The sequence below is a fragment of the Massilia sp. CT11-137 genome (assembly GCF_047302885.1).
GTDB lineage: Bacteria > Pseudomonadota > Gammaproteobacteria > Burkholderiales > Burkholderiaceae_D > Telluria > Telluria orientalis.
The window spans coordinates 3,138,741-3,159,628 of the sequence record NZ_JBKYMP010000001.1; the positions used below are offsets into that span (position 1 = coordinate 3,138,741).

At 66.0% G+C, this 20,888-nt stretch carries 21 protein-coding genes; 19 read left to right on the plus strand and 2 right to left on the minus strand.

The window, feature by feature from the left end:
- Positions 1 to 26 precede the first annotated feature (26 nt).
- The 13 genes from uppS (at position 27) to ACEN98_RS14295 (ending at position 13,603) form a co-directional block, all read left to right on the plus strand.
- Positions 27 to 785: a polyprenyl diphosphate synthase gene (uppS, locus tag ACEN98_RS14235; RefSeq protein ID WP_413339903.1), complete on the plus strand. Its 759-nt coding sequence runs from the start codon at positions 27 to 29 to the stop codon at positions 783 to 785.
- 6 nt (positions 786 to 791) lie between these two features.
- Positions 792 to 1,619, plus strand: coding sequence for a phosphatidate cytidylyltransferase (locus ACEN98_RS14240; RefSeq protein ID WP_413339901.1), 828 nt, complete (start codon positions 792 to 794; stop codon positions 1,617 to 1,619).
- Between the two features lie 127 nt (positions 1,620 to 1,746).
- Positions 1,747 to 2,922, plus strand: a complete 1,176-nt coding sequence (gene ispC / locus ACEN98_RS14245) for a 1-deoxy-D-xylulose-5-phosphate reductoisomerase (RefSeq protein WP_413385333.1) — start codon at positions 1,747 to 1,749, stop codon at positions 2,920 to 2,922.
- 28 nt (positions 2,923 to 2,950) lie between these two features.
- Positions 2,951 to 4,297 (plus strand): RIP metalloprotease RseP, encoded by a 1,347-nt coding sequence (rseP, locus tag ACEN98_RS14250; RefSeq protein WP_413385335.1) that lies wholly within the window; start codon positions 2,951 to 2,953, stop codon positions 4,295 to 4,297.
- Between the two features lie 123 nt (positions 4,298 to 4,420).
- Positions 4,421 to 6,781: an outer membrane protein assembly factor BamA gene (gene bamA / locus ACEN98_RS14255; protein WP_413385337.1), complete on the plus strand. Its 2,361-nt coding sequence runs from the start codon at positions 4,421 to 4,423 to the stop codon at positions 6,779 to 6,781.
- A gap of 35 nt (positions 6,782 to 6,816) precedes the next feature.
- A complete protein-coding gene (locus tag ACEN98_RS14260; protein WP_082577389.1) occupies positions 6,817 to 7,338 on the plus strand; it encodes an OmpH family outer membrane protein in 522 nt (173 codons plus the stop codon).
- Between the two features lie 91 nt (positions 7,339 to 7,429).
- Positions 7,430 to 8,488 carry a UDP-3-O-(3-hydroxymyristoyl)glucosamine N-acyltransferase gene (gene lpxD, locus ACEN98_RS14265; protein WP_413339631.1) on the plus strand — a complete coding sequence of 353 codons (1,059 nt, stop codon included), beginning with the start codon at positions 7,430 to 7,432 and terminating at the stop codon, positions 8,486 to 8,488.
- Positions 8,485 to 8,970 carry a 3-hydroxyacyl-ACP dehydratase FabZ gene (fabZ, locus tag ACEN98_RS14270; protein WP_371760538.1) on the plus strand — a complete coding sequence of 162 codons (486 nt, stop codon included), beginning with the start codon at positions 8,485 to 8,487 and terminating at the stop codon, positions 8,968 to 8,970. The genes lpxD and fabZ overlap by 4 nt, the downstream gene beginning before the upstream one ends.
- On the plus strand, positions 8,970 to 9,758 hold the full coding sequence (gene lpxA, locus ACEN98_RS14275) for an acyl-ACP--UDP-N-acetylglucosamine O-acyltransferase (RefSeq protein WP_056135241.1): 789 nt from the start codon (positions 8,970 to 8,972) through the stop codon (positions 9,756 to 9,758). Before fabZ ends, lpxA begins: the two co-directional genes overlap by 1 nt.
- Positions 9,742 to 10,902 carry a lipid-A-disaccharide synthase gene (gene lpxB / locus ACEN98_RS14280; RefSeq protein ID WP_413385339.1) on the plus strand — a complete coding sequence of 387 codons (1,161 nt, stop codon included), beginning with the start codon at positions 9,742 to 9,744 and terminating at the stop codon, positions 10,900 to 10,902. Before lpxA ends, lpxB begins: the two co-directional genes overlap by 17 nt.
- The gene (gene rnhB / locus ACEN98_RS14285) at positions 10,899 to 11,564 is read left to right on the plus strand and encodes a ribonuclease HII (protein WP_413385341.1); all 666 of its coding nucleotides are present in this window, start codon (positions 10,899 to 10,901) and stop codon (positions 11,562 to 11,564) included. Before lpxB ends, rnhB begins: the two co-directional genes overlap by 4 nt.
- Entirely contained in the window at positions 11,561 to 12,340 is a 780-nt protein-coding gene (locus tag ACEN98_RS14290; protein WP_413385343.1) for a TrmH family RNA methyltransferase, read from the plus strand. The genes rnhB and ACEN98_RS14290 overlap by 4 nt, the downstream gene beginning before the upstream one ends.
- A 51-nt stretch (positions 12,341 to 12,391) precedes the next feature.
- Positions 12,392 to 13,603 carry an EAL domain-containing protein gene (locus ACEN98_RS14295; protein ID WP_413385345.1) on the plus strand — a complete coding sequence of 404 codons (1,212 nt, stop codon included), beginning with the start codon at positions 12,392 to 12,394 and terminating at the stop codon, positions 13,601 to 13,603.
- Positions 13,604 to 13,747: 144 nt separating this feature from the next.
- Here ACEN98_RS14295 and ACEN98_RS14300 read toward each other — a convergent pair whose 3' ends face one another.
- The gene (locus ACEN98_RS14300) at positions 13,748 to 14,596 is read right to left on the minus strand and encodes a pyruvate, water dikinase regulatory protein (RefSeq protein ID WP_056135226.1); all 849 of its coding nucleotides are present in this window, start codon (positions 14,594 to 14,596) and stop codon (positions 13,748 to 13,750) included.
- A 370-nt stretch (positions 14,597 to 14,966) separates the two neighbouring features.
- Here ACEN98_RS14300 and ppsA point away from each other — a divergent pair, with 370 nt between their 5' ends.
- Positions 14,967 to 17,324 carry a phosphoenolpyruvate synthase gene (ppsA, locus tag ACEN98_RS14305; protein ID WP_413385991.1) on the plus strand — a complete coding sequence of 786 codons (2,358 nt, stop codon included), beginning with the start codon at positions 14,967 to 14,969 and terminating at the stop codon, positions 17,322 to 17,324.
- A gap of 160 nt (positions 17,325 to 17,484) precedes the next feature.
- Here the strand turns inward: ppsA and ACEN98_RS14310 are convergent, their stop codons facing one another.
- Positions 17,485 to 18,438 carry a tetratricopeptide repeat protein gene (locus tag ACEN98_RS14310; protein ID WP_413385347.1) on the minus strand — a complete coding sequence of 318 codons (954 nt, stop codon included), beginning with the start codon at positions 18,436 to 18,438 and terminating at the stop codon, positions 17,485 to 17,487.
- On the opposite strand from ACEN98_RS14310, the gene ACEN98_RS14315 reads away from it, so the two are divergent.
- The 5 genes from ACEN98_RS14315 (at position 18,437) to ACEN98_RS14335 (ending at position 20,864) form a co-directional block, all read left to right on the plus strand.
- Positions 18,437 to 18,628: a hypothetical protein gene (locus ACEN98_RS14315; RefSeq protein WP_413385349.1), complete on the plus strand. Its 192-nt coding sequence runs from the start codon at positions 18,437 to 18,439 to the stop codon at positions 18,626 to 18,628. The genes ACEN98_RS14310 and ACEN98_RS14315 overlap by 2 nt on opposite strands.
- A 27-nt stretch (positions 18,629 to 18,655) precedes the next feature.
- The gene (locus ACEN98_RS14320; protein WP_413385351.1) at positions 18,656 to 18,991 is read left to right on the plus strand and encodes a hypothetical protein; all 336 of its coding nucleotides are present in this window, start codon (positions 18,656 to 18,658) and stop codon (positions 18,989 to 18,991) included.
- Positions 18,992 to 19,133: 142 nt separating this feature from the next.
- Positions 19,134 to 19,556, plus strand: coding sequence for an NfeD family protein (locus ACEN98_RS14325; protein WP_413385353.1), 423 nt, complete (start codon positions 19,134 to 19,136; stop codon positions 19,554 to 19,556).
- Positions 19,553 to 19,912: a hypothetical protein gene (locus ACEN98_RS14330; protein WP_413385355.1), complete on the plus strand. Its 360-nt coding sequence runs from the start codon at positions 19,553 to 19,555 to the stop codon at positions 19,910 to 19,912. The genes ACEN98_RS14325 and ACEN98_RS14330 overlap by 4 nt, the downstream gene beginning before the upstream one ends.
- 28 nt (positions 19,913 to 19,940) lie before the next feature.
- Positions 19,941 to 20,864, plus strand: a complete 924-nt coding sequence (locus tag ACEN98_RS14335) for an SPFH domain-containing protein (protein WP_413385357.1) — start codon at positions 19,941 to 19,943, stop codon at positions 20,862 to 20,864.
- Positions 20,865 to 20,888: the final 24 nt, after the last annotated feature.

A 20,888-nucleotide genomic window follows, 5' to 3' on the forward strand; every position in this document is an offset into this window, starting at 1 on the left:
GTTGTAGCCGCCATTTGGCCAGATTTATGATTTTCAAAAGTTCGACCACCGCAGTCCCCGAAGCGCCGACGGTGCCGCGCCATATCGCCATCATCATGGACGGCAACGGCCGCTGGGCGACCAAACGCCTGCTGCCCCGCGTGGCCGGCCACGTCAAGGGCGTGGACGCCGTGCGCAAGATCGTCGAAGCCTGCGTGGATCGTGGCGTGGAATACCTGACGCTGTTCGCGTTTTCGTCGGAAAACTGGCGCCGTCCGGCCGACGAAGTGTCCTACCTGATGGGCCTGTTCGTCACCGCGCTCGAGCGCGAAGTGTCGAAGATGCATGCGAATAACATCCGCCTGAAGGTCGTGGGCGACCTGTCGCGCTTCGATGCGAAGCTGCAGGACATGATCGCCAACGCCGAGCGCCGCACCGCCAACAACACCCGCCTGACCGTCACCATCTGCGCCAACTATGGCGGCCGCTGGGACATCATGCAGGCGACGGGCAAGATGGTTGCGGCCAACCCGGGCGTGACCGAGTACACCGAAGAGATGCTGGCCGAGCACCTGGCCATGGCCTATGCGCCGGAGCCGGACCTGTTCATCCGCACCGGCGGCGAAGAGCGCATCTCGAACTTCCTCCTGTGGCAGCTCGCGTATTCGGAGCTGTACTTCACCGACACCTTCTGGCCGGACTTTTCGCGCGACTCGCTCGACACGGCGATCGCGTCCTACCAGAGCCGGGAACGCCGCTTCGGCCGCACCGGCGAACAGGTCGCCAACAAGGCTAAACAAGGCTAACCGCTGATGCTCAGAACCCGCGTCATTACCGCCGTCGTGCTGCTGGCAATATTGCTGCCAGTCCTTTACTTCAACAACTACACGGCGTTCGCGGTCGTGGCGACGGTGTTCTTCGGCGCCGCCATCTGGGAATGCTTTCGGCTGTTCAATCCGGAAACGCACAACGCCCACGTGATCGCGCTCGTGTGGGCCGCCGTATTCGCGATGTCCGTGTTCACGGGCCACACGAATCTGTCGTTCTGGGCCGCGCTGAGCGTGGCCTTGTGGATCGCCCGGTTCGCGCCGTCGCTGAAGATCGGCCTGCCGCCGCTGGGCACGCCCGCGAACACGGTGCTGTCGCTCGTCTACGCGTTCGCCGTGGTCGGCTGCTTTGCCGCCATCGTCGACCTGTATTCGCACTCGCCGCTGTTCCTGCTGTCCGTGCTCGCGATCGTGTGGGTGGCCGACATCGGCGCCTACTTTTCCGGCAAGGCGTTCGGCAAGCACAAGCTGGCTCCATCGATTTCGCCGGGTAAATCGTGGGAAGGCGCGATCGGCGGCGGCATCGCCGTGCTCGTGCTGGGCGGCCTGTCGGTCCAGTTCGGCGGCGACGCCTTCGCGAACACCTTCGCCGTGCGCGTCCAGCACACGTACGGCTGGCCCGTGCTTGCCGTCGTGCTCGTACTGATGACGGCCGCCAGCATCGTCGGCGACCTGTTCGAGTCCCAGCTCAAGCGGCGCGCCGGCATGAAGGACAGCAGCAACCTGCTGCCCGGCCATGGCGGCGTGCTGGACCGCATCGACGCACTGATCCCCGTGCTGCCCCTCGCCGCGCTGATCGGCTCGCGGCTGTAAGACACAGGCCGTTCCAACGCGGGCGGCGCGCCGCCTTCGCGCGCGCCGTGCCAGAATGACTCGGCGCTGGCGGTGGTCTGCAACCCGCCCCGCCCATGTTGGAACGACCTTGAAAATGGAACGCAACATGCAAAGCATCACTATCCTTGGCGCCACCGGTTCGATCGGCGTCTCGACCCTCGACGTGCTGGCACGTCATCCCGACAAATACCGTGTGTACGCGCTGTCCGCGCACGAGCGCGTGGATGCGCTCGCCGCGCAATGCCGCGTGTTCCGTCCGCAGCGTGCCGTCGTCGGTTCGGCGGAAAGCGCGGCGCGCCTGCGCGACCTGCTGGCCGGCCTCCCGATCGACGTGGCCCACGGCGAAGCGGCCTTGTGCGAGATCGCATCGAGCCCGGACACGGACACGGTGATGGCCGCCATCGTCGGCGCCGCCGGCCTCGCGCCCACGCTCGCGGCCGCGCGCGCGGGCAAGAAGATCCTGCTGGCGAACAAGGAAGCGCTCGTGATGTCCGGCCAGCTGTTCATGGACGCCGTCAAGGAACACAAGGCGACCCTGCTGCCCATCGACTCCGAGCACAACGCCATCTTCCAGTCGCTGCCCGGGACGTATGCACGTTCGCCGGACGTGGCCGGTGTCGCCAGGATCCTGCTGACGGCGTCCGGCGGCCCGTTCCTGCAGCGTGCCGTCGAGACGCTGGAACATGTCACGCCAGAAGAAGCCTGCAAGCATCCGAACTGGTCGATGGGCCGCAAGATCTCCGTCGATTCCGCCACGATGATGAACAAGGGCCTCGAAGTGATCGAGGCGCACTGGCTGTTCGGCGCGCCGGCCGACAGGATCGAAGTCGTGATCCACCCGCAAAGCGTGATCCACTCGATGGTGTCGTACGTGGACGGCTCCGTGCTGGCCCAGCTCGGCAACCCGGACATGCGCACGCCGATCGCGCACGCGCTCGCGTACCCGGAACGCATCGCGTCGGGCGTCGACCAGCTCGACCTGACGACGTTCGCCGCGCTGCAATTCCACAAGCCGGACTTCGACCGCTTCCCGTGCCTCGCGCTCGCCTTCGACGCCTTGCGCGCGGGCGGTACCGCGCCCGCCTTGCTGAACGCGGCGAACGAAATCGCGGTCCAAGCCTTCCTGGAGCGCCGCATCGGCTTCCGCGACATCGACCGCGTCGTACGTCGCGTGATGGACGAGAACCCGCATGGCGCGGCGACCAGCATCGAGGCCGTGATGGCCCAGGACGCGCGTGCCCGCGACGCGGCCGGATGCATCGTGCATGCGCTGCGCACTTGAACAACGCGGGCCCTGACGGGAGAGTGTCATGAACCTGATCCACACCGTGCTGGCATTCCTGCTGGCCCTGGGGCCGCTGATCGTCTTTCACGAACTGGGCCACTACGTCGTCGCGCGCCTGTGCGGCGTGAAGGTGCTGCGCTTCTCGATCGGCATGGGGCGCATCGTCTGGTCGCGCCGCTTCGGTCCGGACCAGACGGAATGGGCGATCTCGGCGCTGCCCATCGGCGGCTACGTGAAGATGCTCGACGCGCGCGATCCCTCGACCGCGCCGACCAATGACGCGGACCTGCCGCGCGAATTCACGCGCCAGAACGTGTGGAAGCGCATCGCCATCGTGGCGGCGGGCCCCATCGCCAACTTCATCCTCGCCATCGTCGTGATGGGCGCGCTGTTCATGCACGGGAAAGAGGAGCCGGGCACGCGCCTGCGCGCGATGCCGGAGGCGTCGGCCGTGTACAAGGCGGGCGTGCGCGGCGGCGACGTCGTCACGGCCGTCAACGGCAAGCCCGTGCAGTCGTGGACGGAGCTGCGCTGGGAGATCGTGCGCGCCGCCATCGACAAGCATGCGGCCGAACTGACCTTGCGCGGGCCGAGTCCGAACTCGGCGCCATACCGCGCCGTGCTGCCCGCGGACCGCATGGCCAGCCTGGACGTCGACAGCGACGTACTGGGCGTCCTCGGCATGCAGCTGTGGCGCCCGCGGCCCAGCGTCGACAAGGTGCTGCCGGACGGCGCCGCCGCGCGCGCGGGCCTGCGCCAGGGCGACCTCGTGACCTCGATCGACGGCAAGAACATCGTCGACGGCATCGCCTTCATCGAAGCCGTGCGCGGCGCCCCCGGCAAGACCCTCCAGGTGGGCGTGCAGCGTGGTGACCAGTCGCTCGTGCTGCCCCTCACGCCGGACCGCGATCCGCAGTCGGGCAGGGGCCTGGTGAAGCTGATGATCGCGCAGGCGCCCGAGATGGTGACCGTGAAGGCGGGGCCGCTGGAGGCGCTCGCGAAGGGCGCGCAGCGCACGTGGGAGACGAGCGCGATGACCGTCAAGATGATCGCGAAGATGATCGTGGGCGAGGTCTCGCTGAAAAATGTAACCGGCCCGATCACGATCGCGGACGTGGCCGGACAGACCGCCCGCTCTGGCCTGGAGCCGTTCCTGGAGTTCATCGCCTTCATCTCCATCAGCCTGGGTGTAATGAATCTGTTACCAATTCCCGTTCTGGACGGTGGCCATTTGCTGTATTATTCGCTGGAAGTTTTGACCGGGCGCCCCTTGCCCGCGCGGATCGGCGAGATCGCGCAGCGTGCCGGGGTCGGCCTGCTGTTCATGCTGATGGCGCTTGCCGTCTTCAACGACCTGGTGCGACTGCTCTGAACACACGGCACTCCGAACTGTACGCCGCGCCTGCGGCGGGCATCGGAGTGTTCGGCCCAGGCAGGACAAGCCCCGGCGAAGAACACGTAACGTTGTCCAATGACTGACCCATTGATCTAACCGATGAATTTACAACCCGAACGTTTTGCCCAGCCGCGTTTTGCCTTGCCCTCCCGTCGCAGCATGATCGGCGCAGCCGTGCTGGCCCTGTGTGCCGGTCACGCCGCCGCCGTCGCTCCCTTCGTCGTGAAGGACATCCGGGTCGAAGGCATCCAGCGGACCGAGGCAGGCACGGTGTTCAGCTACCTGCCGGTGCGCGTGGGCGAGACCTTCGACGACGAAAAAGGCACGGCGGCGATCAAGGCGCTGTATGCCACCGGCTTCTTCAAGGACATCCGCCTGGAAGAAGAAAACGGCGTGCTCGTGGTCCTGGTCGAGGAACGTCCGGCCATCGCCTCCGTCGACTTCACCGGCACCAAGGAATTCGAAAAGGACATGCTCGTCAAGGCGCTGAAGGACATCGGCGTCGGCGAGACCAAGATCTTCGACAAGGCCTCCGTCGACCGCGCCGAGCAGGAGCTCAAGCGCCAGTACCTGTCGCACGGCCTGTACGGCGTCAAGATCACCACGACCGTCACCCCGATCGAGCGTAACCGCGTCAACGTCATGTTCAACGTGGACGAGGGCGACGTCGCCAAGATCAAGCAGATCAACATCGTCGGCAACAAGGCGTTCTCCGACAAGGAACTGCGCCAGCTGCTGCAGCTGAACACCTCCGGCTGGTTCACGTGGTATTCCAAGGCCGACCAGTACTCGAAGCAGAAGCTGACGGGCGACCTGGAGACCATCAAGTCGTGGTACCTGAATCACGGCTACCTGGAAGTGAACGTCGAGTCCACGCAGGTCTCGATCACCCCGGACAAGAAGGACATCTACCTCACCATCAACATCACGGAAGGCGAGAAGTACACCGTCTCCGGCGTCAAGATGGATGGCGAATTGTTCGGCCGCGGGGAAGAACTCAAGAACCTGATCCTGCTGAAGCCGGGCCAGACGTATTCCGGCGACCTGCAGGAAGCGTCGAACAAGCGCATCGCCGACCGTCTCGCGAGCTTCGGCTACGCGTTCGCGAACGTCACCGCGAACCCGGAGATCAACCGCGAGAAGCGCGAAGTCGCCTTCACGTTCTTCGTCGATCCGGGCAAGCGCGCCTACGTGCGCCACATGACCATCTCGGGCAACACGATCACCCGCGACGAAGTGATCCGCCGCGAATTCCGCCAGTTCGAGAGCTCGTGGTACGACCCGAACCGGGTGAAGCTGTCGCGCGACCGGGTCGACCGCATGGGTTATTTCAAGGACGTGACGGTCGAGACGCCGGAAGCGCAGGGCACCAACGACGCCGTGGACGTGAACATCGCCGTCGTCGAAAAGCCGACCGGTAACTTCATGGTCGGCGGCGCGTTCTCGCAGGCGGAGAAATTCACCTTCACCGCGTCCGTCACGCAGGCCAACTTCGCCGGCAGCGGCAACACGGTCGGCATCGAACTGAACACCAGCCGCTACAACCGCACGATCTCGTTCGCGCAGACGAACCCGTACTTCACCGACGACGGCATCTCGCGCGCGTTCCAGCTGTACCTGCGCACGTCGCGTCCGCCGGCGCTGAACATCGGCTCGTACACCGTGCGCCAGCAGGGCGGCAACCTCACGTTCGGCGTGCCGTTCTCGGAAATCGACACCGTCTACTTCGGCGCCGGCCTGGAAAAGACCCGCCTCGAGACGGACGAGAGCTCGCCGACGCTGTACCAGCAGTTCGTGATGCAGAACTCGAAGGACCCGGTCGCGAAGGCGACGGGCGTGGGCGAGGCGACGACGAATGCGATCCCGCTGACCGTGGCCTGGGGCCGCGATTCGCGCGACTCCGCCATCACGCCGACGCGCGGCCGCTACCAGCGCGCCAACCTGGAAGTCGACGTCCTCGGCGACTCCAAGTACTACCGCGTGGTGTACGAACACCAGTGGTACCGCCCGATCACGCGCTGGATGACCCTCGCGCTGAAGGGTGAGCTGGACTACGGCGCGGGCCTCGGCGGTCACGCGTACCCGGTCTTCAAGAACTTCTACGGCGGCGGCATCGGTTCGGTGCGCGGCTACGAGAGCTCGTCGCTCGGTATCGTCGACCCGCGCACGTACGACGCCCTGGGCGGCGCCAAGCGCGTGATCGGCAACGCCGAGCTGCAGTTCCCGTTCCCGGGCAGCGGCCAGGATCGCTCGCTGCGCTGGTTCACCTTTGCCGACGGCGGCCAGATCTACCAGGAGCACGAACCGATCCGCACGTCGCAGCTGCGCTACTCGGCGGGTATCGGCCTGTCGTGGATTTCCCCGGTGGGCCCGCTCAAGTTGAGTTATGCTAAGCCCTTGAACGCGAAGGAGGGCGACCGCCTTGAGCGCTTCCAGTTCCAGATGGGTACCGGTTTCTGACCGGGTCCGTCGTCGAAACAAGGATTGCGAAGAATATGTTGAAAAAATCGTTAGCCGCGCTGCCGCGTAGCCTGGTGCTGGCGCTGCTGTGCGCCGGTGCGATGGCGCAGGCGTCCGCGCAGAGCGGGATGAGCCGCATCGGCTTCGTCTACACCGAGCGCCTGATGACCGAGTCCAAGCTGGCCAAGGCGGCGGACGCGAAGCTGCAGTCGGAATTCTCCAAGCGCCAGAAACAGCTCGACGACGCAGTGCAGAAGTACAAGGTGAGCCGCGAGAAATTCGACGACGAAGCGCCGAAACTGTCGGACGTCGACCGCACCAAGCGCACGCGCGAACTGCTCGACATGGAGAAGGACGTGCAGCGCATGCAGCGCGAGTACAACGAGGACCTGTTCCAGCGCAAGAACGAGGAGCGCGCCGCCATCGCGCAGAAAGCCTATAAACTGATCGAACAGGTGGCCGAGCAGGAACACCTCGACGTCGTGCTGCAGGAAGCCATCTGGACCAGTCCGCGCATCGACATCACCGACCGGATCCTCAAGCTGCTCGACAAGTAAGCATGTGAGCATGTGAGCCAACACGCTTCCCTGACGCCGGCCGGCTTGATGAGCGGCCGGCAGTTTTCACTTCTTTTACGGAACGACCACGATGGGCACTCGACTGGGTGATTTGGTCGAACGCTTCGGTGGCCAGCTGGTAGGTGACCCGGACCTCGAGGTCCAGGGCATCGCACCGCTCGACAGCGCCGGCGCTTCGCACATCAGCTTTCTCAGCAACAGCAAACTGCGCGCGCTGGCCGCGCAAAGCGGCGCCGCGGCGCTGATCGTCTCGCCGCTGGACGACGCCACCGTCGCCACGACCTATGCCGGCGCACGCATCGTCACCACCAATCCGTACGCCTATTTCGCCCGCGTCGCGCAGTATTTCGTGGCGCTCGAAGAGATCGTGCCGCCGCCTGGTATCCATCCGAGCGCCGTCGTGCACGAGACGGCGCGCGTCGCACCGACCGCGCATATCGGCCCGAACGTGACGGTCGAAGAGGGTGCCGTGATCGAGGCGGGCGTCCGCATCGACGCTGGCTGCTTCGTCGGCCGCGAGGCGGAGATCGGGGCGGACACGCATCTGTTCGCGAACGTGACCTTCCACGCGCGCTGCAGGATCGGCAAGCGCGGCATCCTGCACTCGGGCGCCGTGATCGGCACCGACGGCTTCGGCTTCGCGCGCGAGAACGGCGTGTACATCAAGATCCCGCAGACGGGCCGCGTGCTGCTGGGCGACGACGTCGACGTCGGCGCCAACACGACCATCGACCGCGGCGCGCTGGACGACACGATCATCGAAGACGGCGTGAAGCTCGACAACCAGATCCAGATCGGCCATAACTGCCGCATCGGGGCGAATACCGCCATGGCGGGCTGCGTGGGGGTAGCCGGCAGCGCGCAGATCGGCAAGAATTGCACGTTCGGCGGCGCGGCGATGGTGCTGGGGCACCTGGAAATCGCGGACAACGTCCATATCTCCTCGGGCAGCATGGTGTCGCGCTCCGTGCTCGAGCCGGGGCAGTACACGGGCTTCTATCCGCTCGCCAAGAACGCCGAATGGGAAAAGAGCGCCGCCATCGTGCGCAACCTGTCCTCGCTGCGCGAGAAGATGCGCAGCCTCGAAAAACAGATCAAACAATTGACCGAACCATCAGAACAAAAATGACGACTGAAGCCACCACCGCGACCAACAAGACCCTGGGGATCAACGAGATCAAGGAATACCTGCCGCACCGCTACCCGCTGCTGCTGGTGGACCGCGTGGTCGACTATGAGCTGGGCAAGACCATCACCGCCATCAAGAACGTGACCGTCAACGAAGAATTCTTCAACGGCCACTTCCCGCACAAGCCCGTGATGCCGGGCGTGCTGATGATCGAGGCGCTGGCGCAGACCGCCGCGATCCTGTCGTTCATGACCATGAACGTCAAGCCGGACGAGAACTCCGTCGTGTACTTCGTCGGCATCGACAACGCGCGCTTCAAGCGTCCGGTCGAGCCGGGCGACCAGCTCAAGATGGACATCGAGATCCTGCGCACCTCGCGCGGCATCTGGAAGTACAAGGCTGTCGCCAGCGTCGACGGCAAGGTCGCCGTCGAAGCTGAGCTGATGTGCACCATCCGCGCGAACGAAAAGGCGGGACAGTGATGAGCAAGGTCCACCCGAGCGCGATCGTCGATCCGAAGGCGGAGCTGGATTCCACCGTCGAAGTCGGCCCGTATTCGATCATCGGGCCGGACGTGCGCATCGGCGCGGGCACGGTCGTGGGTCCGCACGTCGTCATCGAAGGCCACACGACGATTGGCCGCGACAACCGCATCTTCCAGTTCGCGTCGCTGGGCGCCGCCCCGCAGGACAAGAAGTGGGCCGGCGAACCGACCCGCCTGGAGATCGGCGACCGCAACACGATCCGCGAATTCTGCACGTTCAACCTCGGCACCGTGCAGGATGCCGGCGTGACGCGCCTGGGCGACGACAACTGGATGTCCGCGTACACGCACCTGGCGCACGACTGCCAGGTGGGCAGCAACACGATCTTCTCGAACAATGCGCAGCTCGCGGGCCACGTGCACGTGGGCGACTGGGCGATCCTGTCGGGCTACTGCGGCGTGCACCAGTTCTGCAAGATCGGCGCGCATGCCTTCATCGGCATGTACACGAGCCTCACGCAGGACGTGCCGCCGTTCGTCCTCGTCTCCGGCAACCCGGCCGAGGCGCACGGCGTGAACATCGAAGGCCTCAAGCGCCGCGGCTTCACGCGCGAGCAGATCAACGCGATCCGCACCGCGTACAAGACCATCTACCGTTCCGGCCTGACGCTGGAAGAAGCCAAGGCCAGGCTGGCGGAAGAGGAAGCCGCCGCCGGCGACGCCGCACAGCACATCCGCGCGCTGCGCGACTTCCTCGACAACGCGAGCCGTGGCATCGTCCGCTGAATCCGTGAAGCTCGCGCTGGTCGCGGGCGAAGTGTCCGGCGACCTGCTCGCGGCGCGCCTGATGGCGGGGCTGAAGCCGCGCCTGCCGGGCGTGGCCTTTTCCGGCATCGGCGGTCCGCGCATGCTGGAGCAGGGCCTTGCGTCGGACGTCCCGATGGACACGCTCACCGTGCGCGGCCTGCTGCCCGTGCTGCTGCGCTACCGCGAACTGAAGGGCATCCAGAACCGCCTGCGCGACCGCCTGCTGGCCGAGCGTCCGGCCGCGTTCATCGGCGCCGACTACCCCGGCTTCAACCTCGGCCTGGAAGAGCAGCTGCGCGCGGCGGGCATCCCGACCGTGCACTTCGTCGGCCCGCAGATCTGGGCGTGGCGCGGCGGGCGCATCAAGAAGATCCAGCGCGCCGTCTCGCACATGCTCGTGATCTTCCCGTTCGAGGAAGAGATCTATCGAAAGGCGGGCGTGCCCGTCACGTACATCGGCCATCCGCTGGCGGAGACGATCCCGCTGGTGCCCGACGTGCATGCCGCGCGCCGCCAGCTCGGCCTGCCGGAGAACGCGCGCGTCGTGACCGTCATGCCGGGCAGCCGCATGTCGGAAATCAAGTACCTGACTGAGCCCTACGTCCGGACAGTCCAACTGCTGGCGGCGCGGGATCCGTCCGTGCGCTTCATCGCGCCGATGGCGGGCGAGCGGCAAAGAGCGTATTTTATGGAGCTGCTGGCGAAGGCCGGTTTGCAGGACGTGCCGCTTCAGCTCGTCGACGGCGAATCGCATGCGTGCATCGCGGCGGCCGACGCCGTGCTGGCCGCGTCGGGCACCGCGACCTTGGAAGTGGCGCTGTACAAGAAGCCGATGGTGATCGCCTACAAGGTCTTGCAGGCCGAGTGGCTGCTCATCCGGAACATGGGCTACCTGCCGTGGATCGGGCTGCCGAACATCCTGGCGCGCGACTTCGTCGTGCCGGAGTTCCTGCAGCACGCCGCGACGCCGGAAGCGCTGGCGGACGCCGTCTGGTTCCAGCTGACGGACGAGAACAACCGGGTGAGGCTGCAGGAGCGCTTCACCGAAATGCATCACAGCCTGCTGCGCGACAGCGCGCGCGAAAGCGCCCGCGCCGTGCTCGAGGTGATAGGCAAAGCATGAGAAAAACGAGAACGAAGGCGGTGGATTTCTACCCGGGCCTCCCGCCGAAGAACCGGCCGTTCACGCTGGACGACATCGTCTGCGGCGTGGACGAGGCCGGGCGCGGCCCGCTGGCCGGCCCCGTGTTCGCGGCCGCCGTGATCCTCGATCCGGCCCGTCCGATCGAGGGCCTGCGCGACTCGAAAAAGCTGACGGAAGCGCGGCGCGACGAGTTGGCCCCGCTGATCAGGGAGCACGCGCTGGCGTGGGCCATCGCCGAGTGCTCGCATGCGGAAATCGACACGCTGAACATCCTGCAGGCGACGATGCTGGCGATGCGCCGCGCCGTCGAACAGCTGGCGACCGTGCCGACCATCGCCCTCATCGACGGCAACCGCTGCCCGCAATTCGCGCCGCACATCCGCGCGCATGCGGTGGTGGAGGGCGACGACAAGGTGCACGCGATTTCCGCCGCGTCGATCCTCGCGAAGACGGCGCGCGATGCGGCGCTCGTCGCGCTGCATGACACGTATCCGCAGTATGCGTTCGACCAGCACAAGGGCTATTCGACGGCGCTGCACCTCGCGCGCCTGCGCGAGCACGGTCCGAGCCCCGTGCACCGGCGCAGCTTCGCGCCCGTGCGCGCGTTGCTCGAACCCGACCTGTTCGGGGCGCTGGCATGAAGAGCATCACGTCGCGCGACAACCCGTTTTACAAGGAACTGAAACACCTCGCGGGCAGCAGCCAGGCCCTGCGCAAGGCCGGCCGTTCGCTGCTGGACGGCGTGCACCTGTGCCAGGCGTACCTGGACCTCGTCGGACAGCCCGTGCACTGCATCGTCTCCGAAGGCGCGCTGGCGAATCCCGAAGTGGCCGCCATCGTCGACCGCGTGACGGCGCCGGCCACGTCGCTGCCGGACGCGCTGTTCGGCGCGCTGTCGCAGGTCGAACACGGCATCCATCTGCTGTTCCTCGTCGAGACGCCGCGGCCTGTTCGTCCGGACGCCCTGGTGCGATCGGCCGTGCTGCTGGACGGCGTGCAGGACCCGGGCAATGCCGGCTCCATCCTCAGGAGTGCGGGCGCGGCGGGCATCAGGCAGGTGTATTGCAGCCCCGGCACCGCCTCGATCTGGTCGCCGAAGGTGCTGCGCGCCGCGATGGGCGCCCATTTCGTGCTGGAGATCTTCGAGAACGTCGACCTGGCGGACCTGATCCGCAAGGCGGCGGTGCCCGTGCTGGCGACGAGCGGCTATGCGAGCGAACGGATCTACGACGTGGACCTGTCCCGCCCCGTCGCCTGGCTGCTGGGCCATGAAGGGCAGGGCGTGTCGGATGCGCTGCTGAACCTGGCCACGCACCGCGTCGTCATCCCGCATGCGGGCGCCGTGGAATCGTTGAATGTGGCCGCGTGCGCGGCCGTGTGTTTCTTCGAACAGCTGCGCCAACAACAGCAGGCGTAGACGCGATAAGCCCGTTCGGTTACGCTTCGTGCACGTTATGACGGAGTCGAGATGGACATGGGGCAAACGCAGTTGCACTCTTTGCACTTCCTGGTCGCGGAAGCGGACCCGGTGCAGCGCCGCGCGCTGATCGAAGCGCTCGGCCAGGTGGGCGCCACGCGCGTTACCGACGTGCCGGACGGCCCGATGGCGCTGCGCACCCTGCAGGCGGGTTTTACCCCGAAGATCGACGTCGCCGTCATCGACCTCGACCTGGGCGGCATGGATGGCCTGGAGCTGCTGCGCGCGATCGCCGCGCTGAAGTCGGACGCGCGGCTGATCGTCGTCGGCGCCCAGCCGGCAAGCGTGCTGTTCTCCGTCGAGAGCCTCGCGCAGGCGCATGGCGTCGACCTGCTGGGCACTGTCGCCAAGCCCGTCACGAGCACGAAACTCAAGGCCTTGCTGGACAATTACCAGGCGCCGCGGCGCGCGCCGGCGGCAGCGCCCGGCCCCAGCTTCACGTTCGCCGAAGTGGGCGTGGGCCTGCAGAAGCGCCAGTTCGAGCCGTTCTTCCAGCCCAAGATCGAACTGGCGACGGGCCAGGTGAAAGGCCTGGAGACGTTCGCCCGCTGGCGCCATCCCGAGCACGGCGTGCTGGGTCCCTCCGCCTTCATCGGCGCGCTGGAAGCGAACAACCGCATCGACTTCCTCGACTGGACGATGCTGGAAATGTCGGTGGAGCGGTGCCGCCGCTACCACGACCAGGGCATCCCGATCTCCATCTCGCTGAACCTGGCGCCGGAGACGCTGGCGCATCCGAACTTCATCCGCCAGGTGACGTCGACGATGCAGCGCCACGGCGTGCTGCCGGACTACCTGACGTTCGAGATGACGGAATCCTCGATCCTCAGCTTCGACGCCGACTTCATCGAACGCCTCGTGCGCTTGCGCATGCTGGGCTTCGGCCTCGCGATCGACGACTACGGCACGGGGCGCTCGAACCTGCAGATCCTGGCGCGCATCCCGTTCTCGGAACTCAAGATCGACCGTTCGTTCGTGGACGGCGCGTCGAAGAAGCGCCAGCTGGGCACCGTGCTGAAATCGTGCCTCGGGCTGGCGCACAGCCTCGATCGCATGTCCGTCGCCGTCGGCGTGGAGACGCGGCAGGACTGGGATTTCCTGCAGGGGCTCGGGTGCACGTATGCGCAGGGGTACCACATCGCCAATCCGATGCCGGCCGACGAATTTCCCGGCTGGCTGGAAGATTGGCGGCATTTCTTCTAGAGGGGTCAGAGCCCGGTGTTGCTGGTTGGGCTCTGACCCCGGTGGTCAATTGCGCCGCGCATTAGCACCGGGGTCAGAGCCCCTAAAAGAAGAACCGGGCTCTGACCCCTAGTATTCACTAAAAGAAGAACCGGGCTCTGACCCCTAGTATTCACGCCGGTCCGGCTTGATCTCCTGGAGGATGGTCGTCGCGATCTCCTCGATCGACTTGGTGGTCGACGACAGCCACCGGATCCCCTCGCGCCGCATCAGCTGCTCGGCCTCGTTCACCTCGTAGCGGCAGTTCTCCAGCGACGCATACTTGCTGCCCGCGCGCCGCTCGTTGCGGATCTCGGACAGGCGTTCCGGCGTGATCGTCAGGCCGAAGATCTTGTGCTTGAACTGCGGCAGCGCCGACGGCAGCTTGTTGCGCTCGAAATCGTCCGGGATCAGCGGGTAGTTCGCCGCCTTGATCCCGTACTGCATCGCGAGGTACAGGCTCGTCGGCGTCTTGCCCGAGCGCGACACGCCCACGAGGATCACGTCCGCGTCCGCCAGGTTCTTGTGCGACTGGCCGTCGTCGTGTGCCAGCGAGAAGTTGATGGCCTCGATGCGGTTCTTGTATTCCTCCGTGTCGACGACGTTGTGGATGCGGCCGATCGTGTGCGTCGACTTCACCCGCAATTCCTGCTCGAGCGGGGCGACGAAGGTCTGGAACAGATCCATGTGCATGCCCTGGGCGGCGCGGATCACGGCCGACAGGTCGTGTTTCACCAGAGTCGAGAACACGATCGGGCGCTGGTTGTCGGCGATCGCGGCGTCGTTGATGCGGCGGGCGGCCGCGTAGGCTTTGTCGATCGTGTCGATGAACGGCAGGCGGATCTGCCGGAAGCGCATCTCGAACTGGCTCAGCACCGCGTGGCCGAAGGTTTCCGCCGTGATGCCCGTGCCGTCGGAAACGAAGAAAACGGTGCGCGCGGCGCCCGGACTGCCTGGGGTGTTAGCGAAAGACATGATGTTTTTTAGACAGATAATGACAAAGTTGCAGCTGGTTGGGCTGTGAAACCCGGTCGCGCGCGGTAAAATGCTTGGGAACGGGTTGTTGGATTGTGCTTTACGACGCCAAGAATAACAAGAAATCCCCCGGAAACTCGACCAGCCTGCCGCGCGAAGCCCGCCTTGAGCAACGATTGCTCGGCGCGCCGCCGCTGCCTAGCCAGGCTCGTCCGTCATCCGGCCGTCGGCGCATCCGCCGTACAGATTTCCATCATCAAAAAGGTGTTTTATCATGACTAACCTGTCGAATGCAGTATTGAAGGCGCCCGATCCCACGGCGGCCGGCGCGAGCGAAGCGGTCTACGTCGCCTCGTTTGAAACCCTGCGCATGACCGACGTCGAGTCGGTCGGCGGCAAGAACGCGTCGCTCGGCGAGATGATCAGCCAGCTGGCCGAGGCCGGCGTGCGCGTGCCGGGCGGCTTCGCCACCACGGCCCAGGCCTTCCGCGACTTCCTGAACCACTCGGTCGACGGCGGTCCCTCTCTCGGTGACCGCATTGCCCGGCGCCTGGAAGGCCTGGACATCGACGACGTACGTTCACTGGCCACCGCGGGTGCAGAGATCCGCCAGTGGATCATCGACACCCCGTTCCAGCCGCGCCTGCAGGCCGAAATCGAAGCCTTCTACGACCGCCTCGTGGCCGATTCGGACACGGAAGTGTCGTTCGCCGTGCGCTCGTCCGCCACCGCGGAAGACCTGCCGGACGCCTCGTTCGCGGGCCAGCAGGAAACGTTCCTGAACGTCGTCGGCATCGACAACGTGCTGGAAGCGATGAAGCACGTGTTCGCGTCGCTGTACAACGACCGCGCGATCTCGTACCGCGTCCATAAAGGCTTCACCCACGCCGAAGTCGCGCTGTCGGCCGGCGTGCAGCGCATGGTCCGTTCCGACACGGGCGCCGCCGGCGTCATGTTCACGATCGACACGGAATCCGGCTTCAAGGACGTCGTGTTCGTCACGTCGAGCTACGGCCTGGGCGAGACCGTCGTGCAGGGCGCCGTCAACCCGGACGAGTTCTACGTGCACAAGCCGATGCTGGAACAGGGCAAGAAGCCCGTCATCCGCAAGAACATCGGTTCCAAGCTGATCAAGATGGAGTTCACGAAGGAAGCCAAGGCCGGCCGCTCCGTGCAGACCGTCGACGTGCCCATCGAAATGCGCAACCGCTACTCGCTGCTAGATGAGGAAGTCGTCGAGCTGGCGAAATATGCCGTCATCATCGAGAAGCACTATGGCCGCCCGATGGACATCGAGTGGGGCAAGGACGGCCGCGACGGCAAGCTGTACATCCTGCAGGCCCGTCCGGAAACCGTGAAGTCGCAGCAGAAGGCGACGGATTCCCAGCAGCGCTTCAAGCTGAAGGGCACGGGCACCGTGCTGACCTCGGGCCGCGCGATCGGCCAGAAGATCGGCGCCGGTCCGGTCCGCGTCATCAACGACCCGTCCGAGATGGAAAGAGTGCAGCCGGGCGACGTCCTCGTCGCCGACATGACGGACCCGAACTGGGAACCGGTGATGAAGCGCGCCTCCGCCATCGTGACGAACCGCGGCGGCCGCACGTGCCACGCGGCGATCATCGCCCGTGAACTGGGCGTGCCGGCCGTCGTCGGCTGCGGCGACGCGACGGAAACGCTGAAGGACGGCACGTTCGTGACCGTGTCCTGCGCCGAAGGCGACGAGGGCCGGATCTACGACGGCCTGCTGGAAACGGAAGTGACGGAATCGGCGCGCGGCGACCTGCCGGCCATCCCGACCAAGATCATGATGAACGTCGGTAACCCGCAGCTCGCGTTCGACTTCCAGTCGATCCCGAACGGCGGCGTGGGCCTGGCCCGCCTGGAGTTCATCATCAACAACAACATCGGCGTCCACCCGAAGGCGATCCTCGAGTACCCGAACATCGACAACGACCTGAAGAAGGCCGTCGAGTCGGTGGCGCGCGGCCACGCGTCGCCGCGCGCGTTCTACGTCGACAAGCTGGCCGAAGGCGTCGCGACGATCGCCGCCGCGTTCTGGCCGAAGCCCGTCATCGTGCGCCTGTCCGACTTCAAGTCGAACGAGTACAAGAAGCTGATCGGCGGTTCGCGCTACGAGCCGGACGAGGAAAACCCGATGCTGGGCTTCCGCGGCGCCGCGCGCTACCTGGCCGAGGACTTCGCCGAATCGTTCGAGATGGAATGCATGGCGATGAAGCGCGTGCGCGACGAGATGGGCCTCACCAACGTCGAGATCATGATCCCGTTCGTGCGTACCTTGGGCCAGGCCGAGAAGGTCATCGCGCTGCTGGCGAAATATGGCCTGAAGCGCGGCGAGAACGGCCTGCGCGTCATCATGATGTGCGAAGTGCCGTCGAACGCCATCCTGGCCGAGCAGTTCCTGGAGTACTTCGACGGCTTCTCGATCGGTTCGAACGACCTCACGCAGCTCACGCTGGGCCTGGACCGCGACTCCGGCATGGAACTGCTGGCCAAGGACTTCGACGAGCGCGACCCGGCCGTGAAAGCCATGCTGACCCTGGCGATCAAGGCCTGCCGCGCGAAGGGCAAGTACGTGGGCATCTGCGGCCAGGGGCCGTCGGACAACCCGGACTTCGCCGTGTGGCTGATGGAGCAGGGCATCGAATCGATGTCGCTGAACCCGGACTCGGTGATCGATACGTGGCAGAAGCTGGCGTCGATGCAATAAGCCGTTGAGCTTCCGATGAAAGACCGCTGCCTCGGCAGCGGTTTTTTTTTGCACATGTCACGTCTCGGCGTTGCGCGTGGGCTCGGGGAGCCCACCCTACAGCAATGCAACCGTAGGGTGGGCACACCGTGCCCACGCGGACATGTGCAACAAGTTGACGTCAAGCGTGCACCACGGTTCGGTGCAACCGATCGAACGCCCGCTGGAACTCGTCGAGATGGCGTGTAAAAGGCGGCGCCGAAACGGCCCGTAGGCGCCCCAGCAGCGCCTCGCCTTCGGCCACGCGCTCCGTTTCCAGGCAGGCGCGCAGCAGGTGGAAAGCGGCCTGCGGACCGTGCCGGGTAGGGTCGTAGACGGGTCCGACGAGCGTGACGATCAGGCCCGTGTGGCCATACTGCCCGAGGTCGGCCGCCAAAGTCACCAGGGCGCTGCCGTCCACGTCCTCCTCGGCCAGCACGGCCGTGTACTGCTCGCGCGCCGCCGGGAGGTCGCCGGCGGCGAGATGGTGCCGGGCCAGCAGGAGCCGCGCGCGCCAGCTGCGGGGGAGGGCGCACGCTTCCCGCAGCGCCTGCAGGAAGCCCGCTTCGCCCGCGCGCGCGCGCTCGACGGCCAGCCAGCCGTTCAACCCATGCTCGAAGTTCGGGTCGAGCCGGATGGCGCGCCGCAACAGGTCGGACGCGCCGGCCGAGTCTTCCCGGTCGTGCTTCACCTTGGCGAGGTTGGTGAGCAGCGCGGCCGTTTCGCCGCAGGTCCGGATGCCGGCCTGCAGCACGGCCTCGGCCTCGTCGTGCCTGCCGCTTTCCAGCAGCACGATGCCGTGCGTGACATGGCTGCGTTCCGGCAGGCCGTCGATCTCGACGAGGCGTGCGGCCGCCGTCAGCAACTCGGGCGCGAAGCCGTCGGACAGCGCGGTAAGGATGGTGCCGTACAAGGCGTCCGCCGTGTCCCAGTGCTGCTTGAGTTGCGGATGCAGCACCTTGTCGCGCCATTCCTCCCGCGCCATGACCAACTGGCGGCCGTGTTCGTCACAGGCCGTGATGACATCGTCGATGGCGGGCGCCGGGGCGGCGGCGGTCGTGCGGGTGCGGAAGGCGGCGAGCAGACGTCTGAACATGGCGGATCTCCAGAAGGCGATGCACCGCATTATTGGCGTTGATTTCCGCATGGCAATTGATCTGCCGCGGCAAGCGGGTCACGGCGCGATATGCATCAACGCGGGCACGATGTTGAGCCTGAAGCAACAAGTTGTTGACTTGTTACTGAAAAACGTTACACTTTGGCAAATAGTTTTGTCGAGGATGTGAATGAAGCGCCTGGCCTGGTTGACAATCATGATGGGAGCACTGTGGGCAAGCGCGGGTCATGCCGCCGATGCAAGCCTGTGCAAGTCGATGTGCAGCGCCGAGAAGCGCGAATGCCGGGGGAATGCGGAGGGGCTGGCGCGGGAAGACGGCGGCTCGCTGCTCGACCTGCCCGAGAAAAATCCGATGGCGCGCGCGGCACAGGAGCAGGTGCCTTCGGAGGCGGCGCGGGCGCTCGGCAATGCGGGCACGCAAGCGCGCCGGATCGGCAAGGCGGGCAAATGCGACGACGCCTACCTGCGCTGCACCCGCGCCTGCGCCGCGCCGGCCGACGCCGTACTCGTCAGGCCGAAGCAGGACCGTTGACTCCGCGCACAGACGCGCTAGACTGGCGATAACGATTTGATCACCGACACGATCATTGAACCCGATATCAATTACGCGACCCTCGTCACCCGTAGCGGGCGGCGGGGGTTTTTTATCTTTCGATCCGACCACGGAGGAAACCATGGCTGACTGGATGGGCTGGCTGGTAGCGGCCGGCGTGCTCGTGATCCTGGAGCTGTTCACCGGGACGTTTTACCTGCTGATGATCGCCATCGGTCTCGCGGCCGGCGGCATCGTCGCGCTCGCCGGCGCCGGCGGGCCCGGGCAGGCGATCGCCGCCGCCGCGGTCGGCGTGCTCGCGACGTGGCTGCTGCACCGCTCGCGCTTCGGCCATCCGGCGCGGGCGGATGCCCAGCGCGACCGCAACGTCAACCTGGACATCGGCCAGCGCGTGACCGTGCCCGCCTGGGACAACGGCCGCGCGCGCGTCATGTACCGCGGCGCGCTGTGGGACGTGGAGCTCGGGCAGGGCGTCGCGCCGCATGCGGGCGAATTCCGCATCGTCGAAGTGCACGGCAGCCGGCTCGTGGTGGGCAATCCATGACCAAGAAGCACGTCCTGACCCTGCTGGTGGCGTTGACCCTCGTGTTCGGCGTCGTCGACGCGCGCGAGATGGCACTGGGTGTCCAGTCGAACGGCTGGGCCGTCCTGTCGACGGTGCTGTTCAGCTTCCTGAGCTTTTGCTGGTACCGCCTCGACAGCGACGCCTACCACTACCGCCGCACGGCCCTGCTCAACGTGGGCATCGTGATGTTCGCGGTCCTCGCCGTGCCGTATTACCTCGTACGCAGCCGTCCGTCCGGCCAGAAGGGCCGCGCCCTGCTGCGCCTGGCCGGCTTCTGCCTCGTGCTTGTCGTCGCGGCGGGGCTCGGCAGCGTCGCCTACGAACTGCTCGCCTGACCATCACCTTTTTCAAGGAAGGAAACCCATGGAATTCACGTTCGGAACCGTCGCGCTGGTGATCTTCATCGTCGCCATCGTGTTCGTCATCAAGACCATCAACGTCGTGCCGCAGCAGCACGCATGGGTGGTGGAGCGGCTCGGCAAGTACCACGCTACCCTGGCGCCGGGCCTGAACATCGTCGTGCCCTTCGTCGACCGCATCGCCTATAAACACAGCCTGAAGGAGATCCCGCTCGACGTGCCGCCGCAGGTTTGCATCACGAAGGACAACACGCAGCTGCAGGTCGACGGCATCCTGTATTTCCAGGTGACGGACGCCATGCGCGCGTCGTATGGCGCGTCGAACTACATCCAGGCCATCACCCAGCTGGCGCAGACGACCTTGCGCTCCGTGATCGGCCGCATGGAACTGGACAAGACGTTCGAGGAGCGCGACCACATCAACACGACGATCGTCAACGCGATCGACGAATCGGCCGCCAACTGGGGCGTCAAGGTGCTGCGCTACGAGATCAAGGATCTCACGCCACCGGCCGAGATCCTGCACTCGATGCAGCGCCAGATCACGGCCGAGCGCGAGAAGCGTGCGCTGATCGCCGCGTCGGAGGGCCGGCGCCAGGAAGCGATCAACATCGCGAGCGGCGAGCGCGAAGCGGCCATCGCCCGCTCGGAAGGCGAGAAGCAGGCCGCCATCAACCGCGCGCAGGGCGAGGCTGCGGCCATCATCGCGCTGGCCGAGGCCAGCGCCAGCGCGCTGCGCCAGGTGGGCGAGGCGATCCGCTCGCCGGGCGGCATCGATGCCGTCAACCTGCGCGTGGCCGAAGAGTACGTGCACGCCTTCGGCAACCTGGCCAAGACGAACAACTCGGTCATCGTTCCGGCCGACATGGGCGACATGAGCGGCCTGATCGCGTCGGCGCTGACGATCGTGAAGTCGCAGAAGGCGTGATGATGATCAACGGCAACTCCAGCC